General features: G+C 68.9%; 17 protein-coding genes, 1 tRNA gene and 1 riboswitch. Of the genes, 8 read left to right on the top strand and 10 right to left on the bottom strand.

Annotation, left to right across the window (positions count from 1 at the left end; all coding sequences use genetic code 11):
* Positions 1 to 204: 204 nt before the first annotated feature.
* Positions 205 to 2,724, top strand: coding sequence for a transglycosylase domain-containing protein (locus OG522_RS23520; RefSeq protein ID WP_329464975.1), 2,520 nt, complete (start codon positions 205 to 207; stop codon positions 2,722 to 2,724).
* Positions 2,725 to 2,907: 183 nt separating this feature from the next.
* On the opposite strand, the gene OG522_RS23515 is transcribed toward OG522_RS23520, so the two are convergent.
* The 3 genes from OG522_RS23515 to OG522_RS23505 form a co-directional block, all read right to left on the bottom strand.
* Positions 2,908 to 3,228, bottom strand: a complete 321-nt coding sequence (locus OG522_RS23515; protein ID WP_329464974.1) for a DMT family transporter — start codon at positions 3,226 to 3,228, stop codon at positions 2,908 to 2,910.
* 32 nt (positions 3,229 to 3,260) lie between these two features.
* Positions 3,261 to 3,325, bottom strand: a riboswitch (guanidine-III (ykkC-III) riboswitch).
* An 83-nt stretch (positions 3,326 to 3,408) separates the two neighbouring features.
* Entirely contained in the window at positions 3,409 to 3,741 is a 333-nt protein-coding gene (locus tag OG522_RS23510; RefSeq protein WP_329464973.1) for a GroES family chaperonin, read from the bottom strand.
* Between the two features lie 43 nt (positions 3,742 to 3,784).
* Complete coding sequence (locus tag OG522_RS23505) at positions 3,785 to 4,135, bottom strand: DUF3618 domain-containing protein (RefSeq protein WP_329464972.1); 351 nt, start codon at positions 4,133 to 4,135, stop codon at positions 3,785 to 3,787.
* 104 nt (positions 4,136 to 4,239) lie between these two features.
* On the opposite strand from OG522_RS23505, the gene bcp reads away from it, so the two are divergent.
* From bcp to OG522_RS23485, 4 genes are all read left to right on the top strand, one after another.
* Positions 4,240 to 4,707 carry a thioredoxin-dependent thiol peroxidase gene (gene bcp, locus OG522_RS23500; protein WP_329464971.1) on the top strand — a complete coding sequence of 156 codons (468 nt, stop codon included), beginning with the start codon at positions 4,240 to 4,242 and terminating at the stop codon, positions 4,705 to 4,707.
* 133 nt (positions 4,708 to 4,840) lie between these two features.
* Complete coding sequence (locus OG522_RS23495) at positions 4,841 to 5,503, top strand: HNH endonuclease (protein WP_329464970.1); 663 nt, start codon at positions 4,841 to 4,843, stop codon at positions 5,501 to 5,503.
* Positions 5,500 to 6,150: an HNH endonuclease gene (locus OG522_RS23490; protein WP_329464969.1), complete on the top strand. Its 651-nt coding sequence runs from the start codon at positions 5,500 to 5,502 to the stop codon at positions 6,148 to 6,150. Before OG522_RS23495 ends, OG522_RS23490 begins: the two co-directional genes overlap by 4 nt.
* A gap of 58 nt (positions 6,151 to 6,208) precedes the next feature.
* Positions 6,209 to 6,293 (top strand) — tRNA-Leu (locus OG522_RS23485).
* A 58-nt stretch (positions 6,294 to 6,351) separates the two neighbouring features.
* Here OG522_RS23485 and rdgB read toward each other — a convergent pair.
* From rdgB to OG522_RS23465, 4 genes are all read right to left on the bottom strand, one after another.
* A complete protein-coding gene (gene rdgB / locus OG522_RS23480; protein WP_329464968.1) occupies positions 6,352 to 6,954 on the bottom strand; it encodes an RdgB/HAM1 family non-canonical purine NTP pyrophosphatase in 603 nt (200 codons plus the stop codon).
* Between the two features lie 163 nt (positions 6,955 to 7,117).
* Positions 7,118 to 7,492 (bottom strand): hypothetical protein, encoded by a 375-nt coding sequence (locus OG522_RS23475; protein WP_329464967.1) that lies wholly within the window; start codon positions 7,490 to 7,492, stop codon positions 7,118 to 7,120.
* A gap of 105 nt (positions 7,493 to 7,597) precedes the next feature.
* Complete coding sequence (gene rph, locus OG522_RS23470) at positions 7,598 to 8,335, bottom strand: ribonuclease PH (RefSeq protein WP_329464966.1); 738 nt, start codon at positions 8,333 to 8,335, stop codon at positions 7,598 to 7,600.
* A gap of 269 nt (positions 8,336 to 8,604) precedes the next feature.
* The gene (locus tag OG522_RS23465) at positions 8,605 to 8,898 is read right to left on the bottom strand and encodes a PTS glucose/sucrose transporter subunit IIB (protein ID WP_329464965.1); all 294 of its coding nucleotides are present in this window, start codon (positions 8,896 to 8,898) and stop codon (positions 8,605 to 8,607) included.
* Between the two features lie 173 nt (positions 8,899 to 9,071).
* On the opposite strand from OG522_RS23465, the gene OG522_RS23460 reads away from it, so the two are divergent.
* Together OG522_RS23460 and OG522_RS23455 are read left to right on the top strand one after the other, a co-directional pair.
* On the top strand, positions 9,072 to 10,367 hold the full coding sequence (locus OG522_RS23460) for a PTS transporter subunit EIIC (RefSeq protein ID WP_329464964.1): 1,296 nt from the start codon (positions 9,072 to 9,074) through the stop codon (positions 10,365 to 10,367).
* Between the two features lie 290 nt (positions 10,368 to 10,657).
* The gene (locus OG522_RS23455; protein WP_329464963.1) at positions 10,658 to 11,920 is read left to right on the top strand and encodes a PTS transporter subunit EIIC; all 1,263 of its coding nucleotides are present in this window, start codon (positions 10,658 to 10,660) and stop codon (positions 11,918 to 11,920) included.
* A 67-nt stretch (positions 11,921 to 11,987) separates the two neighbouring features.
* On the opposite strand, the gene OG522_RS23450 is transcribed toward OG522_RS23455, so the two are convergent.
* Complete coding sequence (locus OG522_RS23450; protein WP_329464962.1) at positions 11,988 to 12,740, bottom strand: MBL fold metallo-hydrolase; 753 nt, start codon at positions 12,738 to 12,740, stop codon at positions 11,988 to 11,990.
* A gap of 233 nt (positions 12,741 to 12,973) precedes the next feature.
* Here OG522_RS23450 and OG522_RS23445 point away from each other — a divergent pair, with 233 nt between their 5' ends.
* Positions 12,974 to 13,435: a type II toxin-antitoxin system PemK/MazF family toxin gene (locus OG522_RS23445; RefSeq protein ID WP_329464961.1), complete on the top strand. Its 462-nt coding sequence runs from the start codon at positions 12,974 to 12,976 to the stop codon at positions 13,433 to 13,435.
* Between the two features lie 19 nt (positions 13,436 to 13,454).
* On the opposite strand, the gene OG522_RS23440 is transcribed toward OG522_RS23445, so the two are convergent.
* Positions 13,455 to 14,405, bottom strand: a complete 951-nt coding sequence (locus OG522_RS23440; RefSeq protein ID WP_329464960.1) for a PLP-dependent cysteine synthase family protein — start codon at positions 14,403 to 14,405, stop codon at positions 13,455 to 13,457.
* A 1-nt stretch (position 14,406) separates the two neighbouring features.
* A complete protein-coding gene (locus tag OG522_RS23435) occupies positions 14,407 to 14,685 on the bottom strand; it encodes a MoaD/ThiS family protein (protein ID WP_329464959.1) in 279 nt (92 codons plus the stop codon).
* Positions 14,686 to 14,692: the final 7 nt, after the last annotated feature.

Here is a 14,692-nt window from a genome sequence, read left to right as displayed (position 1 = left end):
GCCCTTCGCGACGGAATTTCCGGGGCCGGGCATGCACTATGTCCTTACCGCGCGTATCAGCCGAAACAGCCAATACGGCCGATACCTCTGATGCAGCCGATACAACTGATACGGCTGATACGGCTGATACAGCCCCATAGAGACCCGTACGACACCGCGCACAGCACCCCCGCACACGACCCGAGAGACGATGGCCGGAGAGACATGAGCGACGACGAGCAGCCGGAGCCACCACACCCCGGACCCCGGACGCCGCGGAACTGGGCACCCCGGGACCTCACCGCCGCCCCCTTCGGGCCGGGGCCCGCCACCGCGGGCGGCCCAGGCGGCGCGGGCAAACAGCAGCGGCCCGAGCGCACCGGATGGCGCCGCTTCGTGCCCGGCTGGCGGCTGGTGCTCGGCCTGTTCCTGCTCTGCGCGCTGCTCCTCATCGGCGGCTTCCTCGCCGGCTACATGCTGGTGTCGATCCCGCCCGCCAATGCCGGTGCGACCGCGCAGTCCAACGTCTTCCTGTACGCCGACGGAACCCAGCTCGCCTCCGACGGCGAGGTCAACCGCGAGAACGTCTCCCTCGCGCAGATCCCGCTCAGCGTCCAGCACGCCGTACTGGCCGCCGAGGACCGGGACTTCTACTCCGAGCGGGCCGTGGACCCCAAGGCCATGGTTCGCGCCGCCTGGAACACCCTTACCGGCAAAGGCACCCAGGGCGGCTCGACCATCACCCAGCAGTACGTCAAGAACTACTACCTCGGCCAGGAACAGACCGTCACCCGCAAGGTGAAGGAGTTCTTCATCGCGATCAAGCTGAACCGCGAGGAGACCAAGGAGGACATCCTCGCGGGCTACCTGAACACCAGCTACTTCGGGCGCAACGCCTACGGCATCCAGGCCGCGTCCCAGGCCTACTACGGCAAGGACGTCGAGAAGCTCACCACCGCCGAGGGCGCCTACCTCGCCTCCCTGCTCAACTCCCCCAGCGCGTATGACGTGATCGCCCACCCGCAGAACAAGCCGCAGGCGCTGGCCCGCTGGAACTACGTACTCGACGGCATGGTCAAGAAGAAGTGGCTCGGCCCCGCCGAGCGGGCCGCGACCACCTTCCCCACACCCGGCAAGGTCAAACCCCGGGCCGGGCTCGGCGGCCAGCGCGGCTATATCGTCGAGGCCGTCAAGGACTACCTCACCACCAACAAGATCATTGACGAGAACACCCTGGCCACCGGCGGCTACCGGATCACCACCACGATCCAGCAGGACAAGGAAGACGCCTTCGTGAAGGCCGTCGACGACAAGGTCAACTCCAAGCTGAGCACCGACCGCAAGGCCGATCGCAACGTCCGCGTCGGCGGCGCCTCCATCGATCCCGCGACCGGCAAGGTCCTCGCGATGTACGGGGGCGTCGACTACACCAAGCAGTACGTCAACAACGCGACGCGGCGCGACTTCCAAGTGGGCTCCACCTTCAAGCCGTTCGTCTTCACCTCCGCCGTCGTCAACGGCTCGAAGACCCAGGACGGCCGGACCATCACCCCGAACACGGTCTACGACGGCACCAACAAACGCCCCGTGCAGGGCTGGGCCGGCGGCACCTACGCCCCCGCCAACGAGGACGACGCCTCGTACGGGCTGATCACCGTGCGCACGGCCACCGACAAGTCCGTCAACGCGGTGTACGCGCAGATGGCCGTCGACGTGGGCCCCGCCAAGGTCAAGCAGACCGCGATCGACCTCGGCCTCCCCGCCGACACCCCCGACCTGACCGCCACCCCCTCCATCGCGCTCGGCCCGGCGACGGCGAGCGTGCTCGACATGACCCAGGCGTACGCCACGCTCGCGGGCCACGGACAGCACGGCACGTACACGATGGTCGAATCGGTCACCAAGGACGGCGAGAAGACCGAACTGCCCTCCCAGGACAGCAAGCAGGCCGTCAGCCGCGAGGCCGCCGACACCACGACGTCCATGCTGCAGAGCGTCGTCGAGGGCGGCACCGGCACGGCGGCGCAGGGCGCGGGGCGCCCCGCGGCGGGCAAGACCGGCACGGCCGAGCAGGACAAAGCCGCCTGGTTCGCGGGCTACACCCCCGACCTCGCCACCGTCGTCGCGGTGATGGGCGCCGATCCCGACACGGCGGTGCAGCAGCCGCTGTACGGGGCACTCGGCGTCCCCCGCATGAACGGCGGCGGGCCACCCGCCGAGATCTGGGCCCAGTACACCAAGGACGCCCTCCAGGGCAGCGAGGCCAAGGACTTCGACCTGGAACTCCAGGACGGCGCGAACATCCCGGTCGAGCCGACGAACCCGAACCCGTTCCAGTCGCCGTCGCAGCAGCCCGGCAGCAACGCGGGCCAGACACAGGGCCAGGACCAAGGCCAGACGCAGGGGCAGACGCAGGGGCAGAACGGGGGCCAGACCGGTGGCGGCAACCAGGGCCAGACACAAGGCCAGAACCAGGGGCAGACGCAGGGGCAGACCCAAGGCCAGACCCAGGGCGGCGCGGACAACGGCGGAGGCACCACCAACGGCGGTGGCCAGAACCAAGGTCAGACGCAAGGTCAGACCCAAGGGCAGACGCAGGGTCAGACCCAGGGCGGCGCCACCAACGGAGGCGGCACCGACAACGGTGGCACCACGGGCACCGGCACGGACACGGGCACGACGGCCGGAACGGGCGGCGCCACGACAGGCGTAGGCAACAGAACCCGCGGCCCCAGGGGCGGTTAGGACCCGCTGATGCGGCAGTGGCACGGCCAGGCCGCGGATCCGGCAGCAGCCCGGCCACAGACGCCGGCACGGCCGTGGCCCCGGCCACGCCGCTGGCGCGTCAGATCCCGGCCGGGCCGCGGGTCCGGCGGCAGCCCGGCCAAGACGGCGGCGCCACCGTGCCCCAGCCAGACCCCTGGCGTGTCAGTGGCCGCTGGTTGCTTTCAGGCCCACCACGGCGATGAGCAGCAGGCACACGAAGAAGATCCGGGCGGCGGTGGCGGGCTCGCCGAGCACCACCATGCCGAGCACTGCCGCACCGGCCGCGCCGATACCGACCCACACGCCGTACGCCGTGCCGATCGGCAGCGTCTTGGCGGCCTGCGACAGCAGCAGCATGGAAGCGGCGATCCCGGCGCCGGTGAGCACACTCGGTACCGGACGGGTGAACCCGTCGGTGTACTTCATCCCGATCGACCAGCCCACTTCGAGCAGACCGGCGACAACGAGCAGGACCCAGGCCATGACGGCACCTCCGACGACGCGAACACATACGGGGTGCGTCGTCTTGTCCTGACCCGGTACGACGCGTCTCGTCGGGGTCCCACCACGATAGCAAAGCGCATGCAAAAAGGGCTGGTGACGACGGTCACCAGCCCTTCGCGCTACAGGAACGACAGGCTCGACGGCCTGTCGCGACGGGGTTTACAGATACAGCCCGGTGGAGTCCTCGGACACCCGCTCGGAGGCGACCGCGTGGAGATCGCGCTCACGCATCAGGACGTACGCCACGCCCCGCACCTCGACCTCGGCGCGGTCCTCGGGGTCGTACAGAACGCGGTCGCCGGGCACCACGGTGCGGACGTTCTGGCCGACCGCGACCACCTCGGCCCAGGCCAGCCGTTTACCGACGGCGGCGGTCGCCGGAATGAGGATGCCGCCGCCCGAACGCCGTTCGCCCTCGGGGGTGTCTGACCGTACGAGCACGCGATCGTGCAGCATCCGGATGGGCAGCTTGTCGTGGGTGTTCTCGCTCACGGGTCGAACCTACCCGCCCCGGCGCCGGGCGTCCGCCCAAGGGTCAGGCCCGACGCCTCTTCACCGAAAGGGCCAGGAGCCCGACGAGACCGACGGCCACCAGCGCGACCGGCACGATCCGCTCGATGCGGGGCGCGCCCTCCTCGGACACGAACTGCGCCTTCACGTCGTTCACCGTACGGTTCACCGCGACGTACGCCCGGCCCGCGGTGTGGTCCACGGCCGAGGCGAGCCTGGCCTTGGCGTCACCAACGATCGTCGACGGGTGCAGCCGCACCCCGATCTCGTCGAGGGTCACCGCGAGCTGGTCCCGCCGGCTCCTGATGTCCGCCTCGATCTGCGCAGGGGTCCTGGCATCCGACACTGCGCCGCCTCCGGTGGTCTGTGGGGTCATCCGTCATCCACAGTCTGTCAGTTCCGCCGCCGATCCACTGTCACAGGCCCCCATTAGGCTCTGTCGGTGTACGCCACACCCTCGGCCCTTCCGGAGGAACCCCCATGAGCGAGCGCCTTCAGCCCGGCGACCCCGCCCCCGCCTTCACCCTGCCCGACGCCGACGGCAACGACGTCTCGCTCGCCGCCCACAAGGGCCGCAAGGTCATCGTGTACTTCTACCCCGCCGCCCTGACCCCCGGCTGCACGAAGCAGGCCTGCGACTTCACGGACAACCTGGAGCTGCTGGCCGGTGCCGGGTACGACGTCATCGGCGTCTCCCCCGACAAGCCGGAGAAGCTGGCGAAGTTCCGCGAGAAGGAGTCCCTGAAGGTCACGCTGGTCGGCGACCCGTCGAAGGAGGTCCTGGAGGCGTACGGGGCGTACGGCGAGAAGAAGCTGTACGGCAAGACGGTGACCGGGGTCATCCGCTCCACGGTGGTCGTGGACGAGGAGGGCAACGTGGAACGCGCCCTGTACAACGTCAAGGCGACGGGCCACGTCGCGAAGATCATCAAGGACCTGGGCATCTGAGTTCCCCCCGCCTCCACCGGGACGGCCTCTGCCCAACCGGCATGGGCCGTTCCGCATTTCGGGTGTGACTGTCCGGAATTCGGTTCGTTACTCCGTGCGAGGTCGCGAACGCGCGGCCGGGACGGAGGAAGGCATGGGCACGAGCCCGTACACCCCGGAGAGGCTGGATGAGGCGGCCGCCTCGTCCCGGACCCTGTCGGAGACGCTGACCAAGCTGGGGGTGGTAGACCCGAAGGGCGGGTCGCGGCGGTACATACGCGAGCGCATGCGGAAGCTGGGCATATCGACCGCTCACTTCGAGCGTGAAGGGGTCCGGTGGACTCGAGAGGTTCTTGAACCGGCGGTCGCGGCCTCGACCAGTGTGTGTGAGGTCCTGCGGAGGCTGGGGATCGACGTGGTCGGCGGTCATCACACGAACATCAGCCGCCGCATCACGGCGTACGGCATCGACACGTCGCACTTCGGGCCCCCTGCGCACACCGAGAGGATGCGGAACAACCGTCGTCGACGGGCTCCAGAAAACATTCTGCGAGAGGACCACTCCGCGCACGCCCAACGGGTGCCCGGCGCCCACCTCAAGAGGGCGCTCCTGGAGCTCGGCATCAGTGAGCGCTGTGAGCTGTGCGGCATCGGAGCCACCTGGCAAGGACATCCGCTACCGCTTGAGGTCGACCACATCGACGGCAACTGGCGCGACAACCGGGCGGAAAACCTCCGGCTCCTGTGTCCCAACTGCCACTCCACCACGGATACTTACCGTGGCCGGAGCAAGGGCGGACGGGCGAGCGCGAAATGAACTCGGCCGCGGGATACACGCGTGAGCGACTCGTCGAAGCGGCGAAGTCATGCGGGGACATCGACGAGGTCATCGTCTTCTTCGGCACCAAGCCCTACGAGCGACTGCCTCGCTATCTCCGGCAGCGCTTCGAGCGATTCGGCATCGACATCTCGCACTTTGAGCCAAGCGGCAGGCGCCCTCGGCCCACTCCTACAGCACTGCGGCAAGCAGTACGGGACTCGATCAGCATCGCAGATACGCTGCGACGCCTGGGTCACCCGGACAACGGCCAACAGCGCAGGTTGCTGCGGCAGTGGACCGCAGAGGACCACATCGACACCTCTCACTTTCTGGGGCAGGCACATCAACGGGGCAGGCTCGGGCCGATACGCGCCAAAGCTCCCGAAGAGGTATTGGTGAAGCACGACCGCGGTCGGCGCAGCCAAGCGGCGACGCTACGTCGCGCGCTGTATGAGATCGGCGTGGTTCAGGCGTGCGCGGGGTGCGGCACAGCTCCCGAGTGGCAGGGGAGGCCGATGACACTGGAGGTCGATCACATCAACGGCGACTGGAGCGACGATCGGGCGGAAAACCTCCGACTCCTATGTCCCAACTGCCACGCGATCACCGGCACATGGTGCCGCGGAGGCAGCCCTCGCAGCTGATCCCGCTCCGACCGGGCCTGCCATCGATTGTCCACCCCGGTACTATGGCAGGCGACTGGCGGCGGTGGTGCAGCTGGCGACACAGCAGACTTAGGATCTGTGGCCCGTGAAACGGCTTGAGGGTTCGAATCCCTTCCGCCGCACAGCGAACGGCCTGCGCATCGAAGGACCGATGCGCAGGCCGTTTTCATTTGGGCCCCCTCAGCCCAACAACTCCCGCACCACCGGTACCAGCGCCCGGAACGCCTGACCCCGGTGGCTGATCGAGTTCTTCTCCTCCGCCGACAGCTCCGCGCACGTCCGCGTCTCGCCCTCCGGCTGGAGGATCGGGTCGTAGCCGAAGCCGCCCGTGCCGGCGGGGGTGTGGCGCAGGGTGCCCAGGAGGCGGCCTTCGACCACGCGCTCCGTGCCGTCCGGGAGGGCCAGGGCCGCGGCGCAGGCGAAGTGGGCTCCGCGGTGTTCGTCGGCGATGTCGGAGAGCTGGGCCAGGAGCAGGTCCAGGTTGGCCTGATCGTTGCCGTGGGTTCCGGACCAGCGGGCGGAGAAGATGCCGGGGGCGCCGTTGAGGACGTCCACGCAGAGGCCGGAGTCGTCGGCGATGGCGGGCAGGCCGGTCGCCTGGGCCAGGGCGTGCGCCTTGAGGAGGGCGTTCTCGGCGAAGGTGACGCCGGTTTCCTTGACGTCGGGGATCTCGGGGTAGGCGTCGGCGCCGACGAGTTCGTGGGGCAGCCCGGCGGCGGCGAGGATGGCGTGGAGTTCGGTGATTTTGCCGGCGTTGCGGGTGGCGAGGATCAGGCGGGTCATGGGCCCAGTATCCCGTGGGACGGGTGAGGCCCCACGTCCGTGGCCGACGCCCGCGCGCGGGGTGAGGGCCCACGTCCGTGGCCGATGCCCGCGCGCGTGCCGCGCGTCACCGGGCAGCCGGGCCGGGGGCGGCGCCCACGTGCGGGGCGGGCGGCGCTCGCTGTCAGGGTGTGCAGACCTTGCCGATTTCCTTGGCCGCGTTCGTGACGCCGCTGATGTCCGGGGTGTTGTCGCCGTTCTTCATGGCCGAACGGACGTTGCCCACCGCATTGTTGAGGTCGTCCACGGCTTTGGACAGGTCGGCGTTGCCGGTCTTGTTCTTCAGGGACGACAGTTCTTTGTCGATGTCGTTGAGTGCCTGATCGGCCTGCGCGGGGTTGTCCGCGGCGTTGCCGACCGCCTTGCCGAGGTTGTCGACGCTGTTGCCTATGGCGTCCGCGGTCTTGACGCAGTCGATCGCCTTGTCGACGGCGCCGCATCCCGTGGTGACGGCAAGGGCAACCACGGCGGTGGCAACGGCGAGCACGTTACGGCGCATCGTTCGGGTCCTCCCCGGGTGTGCCGGAAGTTACGGACGGGCGCACGGTTGGCCCGTACGCCCGTACTCGTAATGACGCGGGGAGCGTTCCCCTTGGTTGCGTCTTTACTCTCCCGACAGCGCGGCCAGGGCGCGCAGTTGGAGGGCTTCGAGGTCGGCGCAGCCGCCGGTGGCGAGGTCGAGGAGGGCGTTGAGTTCCTTGCGGTCGAAGGGCTCGGCCTCGGCGGTGCCCTGGACCTCCACGAAGCGGCCGTCGCCGGTGCAGACGACGTTCATGTCGGTCTCGGCGCGGACGTCCTCCTCGTAGCAGAGGTCGAGGAGGGGGACTCCGTCCACGATGCCGACGGAGACGGCGGAGACGGTGCCGGTGAGGGGCTGGCGGTTGGCCTTGACGAGCTTCTTGGTCTGGGCCCAGGTGATGGCGTCGGCGAGGGCGACGTAGGCGCCGGTGATGGCGGCGGTGCGGGTGCCGCCGTCGGCCTGGAGGACGTCGCAGTCCAGGACGATGGTGTTCTCGCCGAGGGCCTTGTAGTCGATGACGGCGCGCAGCGAGCGGCCGATGAGGCGCGAGATCTCGTGGGTGCGGCCGCCGATCTTGCCGCGGACGGATTCGCGGTCGCCGCGGGTGTTGGTGGCGCGGGGCAGCATCGAGTACTCGGCGGTGACCCAGCCTTCGCCGCTGCCCTTGCGCCAGCGCGGGACGCCTTCTGTGACGGAGGCGGTGCAGAAGACCTTGGTGTCGCCGAAGGAGATGAGGACGGAGCCCTCGGCGTGCTTGCTCCATCCACGTTCGATGGTGACTGGGCGGAGCTGTTCGGGGGTGCGGCCGTCGATTCGAGACATGGCCATGAGCCTAGGGGATGGCTGTGGAGGCGGTCTCCGTGCGTACGCGCGAGGTGATGGCCCAGCCACATGGGCCGCGCGACGTCGTGGTGTCCGCGCGAAGGCGAGGTGATGTCCGCGGGTAGGCCAAGGGGCCGTCCCGCGGGGAGGCGAAAGGGCGGTTCCCCGCGTACGCGAAAGGCCCCCCGCCCGGAGGCGAAAGTCCGATTCCCGCACATACGCGAAAGGCCGGTCCCGGGGGGCCGGCCTGTGCGGGGTGGGTCAGCGACTCACATCATGTCTTCGATGTCGGCGGCGATCGGGTCGGCGTCGGTGCCGATGACGACCTGGATGGCGGTGCCCATCTTGACGACGCCGTGGGCGCCGGCCGCCTTCAGCGCGGCTTCGTCGACCTTGCTCGGGTCGATGACCTCGGTGCGCAGGCGGGTGATGCAGCCTTCGACTTCTTCGATGTTCTCGATACCGCCGAGGCCGGCGACGATCTTCTCAGCCTTGCTGGCCATGTGTCTCTCCTGGTTCTTCGAAGAACGCTGTGTCGGCCCACGGTAGGTCCGCTTTGTCACGGTAACCCACGTTTGGATCAGCTATGCGCGCGAGCGCATCCGCACTGGCCAAGGATGGCGATCACCGGAGCCATGCCCGCACGGGGGCCACTCCGGACGATACCGCAACTGGTCTACACCAGTGTGCAACAGCCCGTCCGGACCGGCCTGTTCCCGCGAGCCAGGAGGTTGCCATGAGCGCCGACAGCGCGGCCGCGGCACCGCAGCCCAAGTGGTGGAACGGGGCGTTCCAGGGACTGCAGAAGATGGGCCGCAGCCTCCAGCTCCCGATCGCCGTGCTGCCCGCGGCCGGCATCCTCAACCGGCTCGGCCAGGACGACATGTTCGGCAAGACCGGACTCGGCTGGAACAACGTGGCCAAGGTGTTCGCGGGCGCGGGCGGCGCACTGCTCAACGGCTCACTCGGACTACCGATGCTGTTCTGCGTCGGCGTCGCGATCGGCATGGCCAAGAAGGCCGACGGCTCGACCGCGCTCGCAGCAGTCGCCGGTTTCCTCGTCTACTACGGGGTGCTCCTCCAGTTCCCGAAGGCCTGCGCCGCCGGTACGACGCTGACGGCCGGCGCCTGTGTCGCCAAGGACGGCTCAGCGGTCCTGGCCACGTACCAGAATCCGGGCGTCTTCGGCGGCATCGTGATGGGCCTGATGACCGCGTACTTCTGGCAGCGCTTTCACCGTACGAAGCTGGTCGACTGGCTCGGCTTCTTCAACGGACGACGGCTCGTGCCGATCATCATGGCCGGGGTCGCGGTCGTGTTCTCGGTGCTGTGCCTGTGGGTCTGGCCGCCGGTCGGTGACTCGCTGACCGGCTTCAGCAAGTGGCTCGTGGATCTCGGCGCGGCCGGTTCGGGCATCTTCGGTATCGCCAACCGCGCCTTGCTGGTGATCGGACTGCACCAGTTCCTGAACACCTTCATCTGGTTCCAGTTCGGGGCCTTCACCAGGCCGGACGGCACGATCGTGCACGGCGACATCCCGCGGTTCCTCGCCGGCGACCCGACGGCCGGGCAGTTCCAGACCGGCTTCTTCCCGATCATGATGTTCGCCCTGCCGGCGGCGGCCCTCGCGATCGCGCACTGCGCCAGGCCGCACCGGCGCAAGGAGGTGGGCGGCATGATGCTCTCGGTCGGCCTGACCTCGCTCGTCACCGGCATCACCGAGCCGATCGAGTACTCCTTCCTCTTCATCGCGCCGCTGCTCTACGTGATCCACGCGATCCTCACCGGCGTTTCGATGGCGGTGAGTTGGGGGCTCGGCATCAAGGACGGCTTCAGCTTCTCGGCCGGGCTGATCGACTACGTCATCAACTGGCCCTTGGCGACGAAACCCTGGCTGATCATTCCGGTCGGCCTCTGCTTCGCCGTCGTCTACTACGCGGTGTTCCGCTTCGCGATCACCAAGTTCAACCTGCCGACACCGGGGCGGGAGCCGGAGGGGGACGAACTGGAGCGGGAGAACACCAAGGCGTAGCCCCTTTTCTCCCTGTTCGGCGGGCCCTTCGGGGCCCGGCCCCAGGCCCTTGGACTCTTTGGTCCAGGGGCCATTTCGTGCGCCGGTTCCACACCTTCGTCCGTATTGCTCGGGTATGGCCCAGAACACAAAAAACGAAGGTTCCTTATCTAACCCTCACCGTGCTAAAACTGGTCTACACCACTCAATGGTGTAGACCACGCGGGCTCGACCGCGTGCCCCCGAGACGCCGCCGTCCCCCCGTATTTTCCCATGTCCCCGGGCGGCGCCTTGCCAACTGGAGGATGTTGATGAGTACGGCCACCGCTAAGGCGGCGCCCGCTAAGAAGCGGGGCTCCGGCCTGTTCCAGGGCCTGCAGAAGGTCGGCCGCAGCCTACAGCTGCCGATCGCCGTGCTGCCGGCCGCGGGCATTCTGCTCCGGCTCGGTCAGGACGATGTCTTCGGCAAGGACGGCCTCGGCTGGAACACGGTCGCCAAGGTCTTCATGACCGCCGGTGACGCGGTCTTCTCCAACATGCCGCTGCTGTTCTGCATCGGTGTCGCGATCGGCTTCGCGAAGAAGGCCGACGGCTCGACCGCGCTGGCGGCCCTCGTCGGCTTCCTGGTCTACAAGAACGTGCTGACCGCGTTCCCCGTCCACGACGCCGTCATCAACACAGTGGAGAACAAGGGCGTCGACGTCGCTCCGGTCTACAACGACCCGAAGGTCCTCGGCGGCATCGTCATGGGCCTCATATCGGCCGTGGTGTGGCAGCGGTTCCACCGCACCAAGCTGGTGGACTGGCTCGGCTTCTTCAACGGCCGCCGGCTGGTCCCGATCCTCATGGCGTTCATCGGCACCGCGATGGGTGTGCTCTTCGGCCTGATCTGGGGCCCGATCGGTGACGCCATCACGTCGTTCGGCCAGTGGATGACCGGTCTGGGCGCCGTCGGCGCCGGCATCTTCGGTGTGGTCAACCGCGCGCTGCTGCCGGTCGGCATGCACCAGTTCGTGAACACGGTCGCCTGGCAGGAGATCGGTACCTACACCGACCCGTCCGGTACCGCCTGGCACGGCGACATCCAGCGCTTCATGCACGGTGACCCCACGGCCGGTCAGTTCATGACGGGCTTCTTCCCGATCATGATGTTCGCCCTGCCCGCCGTGGCCCTCGCCATCACGCACTGCGCCCGCCCCGAGCGCCGCAAGGTCGTCGGCGGCATGATGATGTCGCTCGCGCTGACCTCGTTCGTCACCGGCATCACCGAGCCGATCGAGTTCGCGTTCATGTTTATCGCGCCGGTCCTCTACGTGATCCACGCCGTGCTGACCGCCGTCTCGATGGCCGTGACCTGGGCGCTCGGCGTGCACCACGGCTTCACCTTCTCGGCCGGTGCGATCGACTACGTGCTCAACTGGAAGTTCGCCACCCAGCCGTGGCTGATCATCCCGATCGGCCTGGTCTTCGCGGTGATCTACTACGTCGTCTTCCGCTTCGCGATCACCAAGTTCAACATTCCGACCCCGGGCCGCGAGCCCGAGGAGGAGATCGAGGACCTGACGAAGGCGTAGGCCTCGGCAGCCCCAGCGCACGAAGGCCCCGGAACCGCACGGTTCCGGGGCCTTTCGCATGAGCGGGTCAGATCTCGTACACCGCGCCCGGCGCCGCCAGTTCCACCGGGCCCGAGTAGGCCGCGCGGGCGTCCGCCAGGGTGACCTCGGCATCGGTCCACGGCGGGATGTGGGTCAGGACCAGGCGCCCGGCCCCCGCACGGGCCGCGTGCTCGCCGGCCTCGCGGCCGTTGAGGTGCAGCCCCGGGATGTCCTCCTTGCCGTACGTGAACGACGCCTCGCACAGGAACAGGTCCGCTCCGGCGGCCAGTTCGCCGAGCGCGGCGCAGGGCCCGGTGTCGCCGGAGTACGTGAGGGCGCGGCCGCCGTGCTCGACGCGGATGGCGTACGCCTCGACCGGGTGGCACACCCGTTCCGTACGCACCGAGAAGGGGCCGATGTCGAAGGAGCCCGGCTTCAGGGTGTGGAAGTCGAAGACCTCGCTCATGGAGGAGGGCGACGGGGTGTCGGCGTAGGCGGTGGTGAGGCGCTGTTCGGCGCCCTCCGGCGCGTACACCGGCATCGGCGCGCAGCGGCCGCCCTCGTGGCGGTAGTAACGGGCGACGAAGTAGCCGCACATGTCGATGCAGTGGTCGGCGTGCAGATGCGACAGGAAGATCGCGTCGAGGTCGTACAGGCCGATGTGACGTTGCAGCTCACCGAGGGCCCCGTTGCCCATGTCGAGCAGCAGCCTGAAGCCGTCTGCTTCGACGAGGTAGCTGGAGCAGGCCGATTCCGCGGACGGGAACGACCCGGAGCAGCCGACGACGGTGAGCTTCATGGAGCGTGAACCTCCGGAACAGAGGGGCCAGGCGAAGCCTGTCGTAGAGGGTGCGGACGGGCGGTGCGGGGCGGCCGCGGGGAGGGCTGCGGTGCGACGAGCGTAAGGCGCCACAAGGCCCGTCGCTCCTTTGTGGCGGGCCGTTGTGGGGGAACTCACCTGTGCTGTCACCGGTTCGGATGGTGTTTGCCTGGAGCGCGCGCGGTGGGTGGTGCGCCGGTAACGTCTGGGATATGGACACCTCGTGGTGGCTGGCGCTCGCGGCCGTGGTGGCTCTCGCGCTGGTCGCGGCCGCCATGGACGGCCGCGGGCGCTCTCGCCGTCGCCCGGGCGGCCGGACCAGGCCGCCGGCCCGCCCGTCCGGGACCCGCACGGGTCCGGCACGCGAACCCCGGGCCGGGGAGATCTGGTGGGCCGAGGTGCCCTACGAGGATGCTCCGGGTGGCAAGGACCGGCCCTGTCTGGTGCTGCGGGTGCGGGGCGACGCGGTGACCGTCGCGAAGATCACCAGCAAGTACCACGACGAGCGGGCCGGGGTGATTCCGCTGCCGCCCGGCACGGTCGCCGACGCCCACGGACGGCCCAGCTTCCTGGAGACCGACGAGCTGCGCGAGGTCGGGGTGTGGGCGTTCCGCCGCCGGGTGGGCGTGGTGGACCCGGCCCTGTGGGACCAGGTCCGCCACCTGGCGCGGTGACGGCCGGTCCCACGACCCGTCAGGCCCAGAGCTGGCCGTGCAGGGTTTCGATCGCGGCCTCGGTCGTCGGCGCGGTGTAGACGCCGGTCGACAGGTACTTCCAGCCGCCGTCGGCGACGACGAAGACGATGTCCGCCGACTCCCCCGCCTTGACGGCCTTCTTGCCGACCCCGATGGCCGCGTGCAGGGCGGCGCCCGTGGAGACGCCCGCGAAGATGCCCTCCTGCTGGAGGAGTTCACGGGTGCGCGTCACCGCGTCGGCCGAGCCGACCGAGAAGCGGGTGGTCAGCACGGAGGCGTCGTACAGCTCCGGTACGAAGCCCTCGTCCAGGTTGCGCAGGCCGTACACGAGGTCGTCGTAGCGGGGCTCGGCCGCGACGATCTTGATGCCGGGGACGTTCTCGCGCAGGTAGCGGCCGACGCCCATCAGCGTTCCGGTGGTGCCAAGGCCCGCCACGAAGTGCGTGATGGAGGGCAGGTCGGTGAGGATCTCCGGGCCCGTGGTGGCGTAGTGGGCGCCCGCGTTGTCCGGGTTTCCGTACTGGTAGAGCATCACCCAGGACGGGTTCTGTTCGGCCAGCTCCTTGGCGACCCGTACGGCCGTGTTGGAGCCGCCCGCCGCCGGGGAGGACACGATCTCCGCTCCCCACATCGCGAGCAGGTCGCGGCGCTCCTGGGAGGTGTTCTCCGGCATCACGCACACGATGCGGTAGCCCTTGAGCTTCGCGGCCATCGCGAGCGAGATGCCGGTGTTGCCGCTGGTGGGTTCGAGAATGGTGCAGCCGGGGGTCAACCGGCCGTCCTTCTCGGCCTGTTCGACCATGTGCAGAGCCGGCCGGTCCTTGATCGAACCGGTCGGGTTGCGGTCCTCCAGCTTGGCCCAGATCCGCACGTCCGCGGAGGGGGACAGGCGCGGGAGGCGGACCAGCGGGGTGTCGCCGACCGCGGCGAGCGGGGAGTCGTAGCGCATGTCAGACGGATCCTCCCGCGACGGCGGGCAGGATCGTGACGTTGTCGCCGTCGGCCAGCGCGGTGTTGATGCCGTCGAGGAAGCGGACGTCCTCGTCGTTGAGGTAGACGTTCACGAAGCGGCGCAGGTTGTCGCCGTCCACGATGCGCTCGCGGATGCCGGTGTGGCGGGCGTCGAGGTCGGTGAAGAGCTCGGCAAGGGTGGCGCCGCTGGCCTCGACGGCCTTGGCGCCATCGGTGTAGGTGCGGAGGATGGTCGGGATGCGGACCTCGATGGCCATGGCGTGT

Source organism: Streptomyces sp. NBC_01431 (assembly GCF_036231355.1).
Taxonomy (GTDB): domain Bacteria; phylum Actinomycetota; class Actinomycetes; order Streptomycetales; family Streptomycetaceae; genus Streptomyces.
This window is presented reverse-complemented; position numbering and strand designations above follow the sequence as displayed.

What these genes read in the sequence shown, in the direction of transcription:
- OG522_RS23455 (WP_329464963.1), top strand. Translation starts at nt 10,658, where the DNA reads ATGAGTACGGCCACCGCTAAGGCGGCGCCCGCTAAGAAGCGGGGCTCC.
- OG522_RS23520 (WP_329464975.1), top strand. Translation starts at nt 205, where the DNA reads ATGAGCGACGACGAGCAGCCGGAGCCACCACACCCCGGACCCCGGACG.
- OG522_RS23495 (WP_329464970.1), top strand. Translation starts at nt 4,841, where the DNA reads ATGGGCACGAGCCCGTACACCCCGGAGAGGCTGGATGAGGCGGCCGCC.
- OG522_RS23505 (WP_329464972.1), bottom strand. Translation starts at nt 4,135, where the DNA reads ATGACCCCACAGACCACCGGAGGCGGCGCAGTGTCGGATGCCAGGACC.
- OG522_RS23490 (WP_329464969.1), top strand. Translation starts at nt 5,500, where the DNA reads ATGAACTCGGCCGCGGGATACACGCGTGAGCGACTCGTCGAAGCGGCG.
- OG522_RS23435 (WP_329464959.1), bottom strand. Translation starts at nt 14,685, where the DNA reads ATGGCCATCGAGGTCCGCATCCCGACCATCCTCCGCACCTACACCGAT.
- OG522_RS23445 (WP_329464961.1), top strand. Translation starts at nt 12,974, where the DNA reads ATGGACACCTCGTGGTGGCTGGCGCTCGCGGCCGTGGTGGCTCTCGCG.
- OG522_RS23515 (WP_329464974.1), bottom strand. Translation starts at nt 3,228, where the DNA reads ATGGCCTGGGTCCTGCTCGTTGTCGCCGGTCTGCTCGAAGTGGGCTGG.
- OG522_RS23440 (WP_329464960.1), bottom strand. Translation starts at nt 14,405, where the DNA reads ATGCGCTACGACTCCCCGCTCGCCGCGGTCGGCGACACCCCGCTGGTC.
- OG522_RS23475 (WP_329464967.1), bottom strand. Translation starts at nt 7,492, where the DNA reads ATGCGCCGTAACGTGCTCGCCGTTGCCACCGCCGTGGTTGCCCTTGCC.
- OG522_RS23460 (WP_329464964.1), top strand. Translation starts at nt 9,072, where the DNA reads ATGAGCGCCGACAGCGCGGCCGCGGCACCGCAGCCCAAGTGGTGGAAC.
- rph (WP_329464966.1), bottom strand. Translation starts at nt 8,335, where the DNA reads ATGTCTCGAATCGACGGCCGCACCCCCGAACAGCTCCGCCCAGTCACC.
- bcp (WP_329464971.1), top strand. Translation starts at nt 4,240, where the DNA reads ATGAGCGAGCGCCTTCAGCCCGGCGACCCCGCCCCCGCCTTCACCCTG.
- rdgB (WP_329464968.1), bottom strand. Translation starts at nt 6,954, where the DNA reads ATGACCCGCCTGATCCTCGCCACCCGCAACGCCGGCAAAATCACCGAA.
- OG522_RS23450 (WP_329464962.1), bottom strand. Translation starts at nt 12,740, where the DNA reads ATGAAGCTCACCGTCGTCGGCTGCTCCGGGTCGTTCCCGTCCGCGGAA.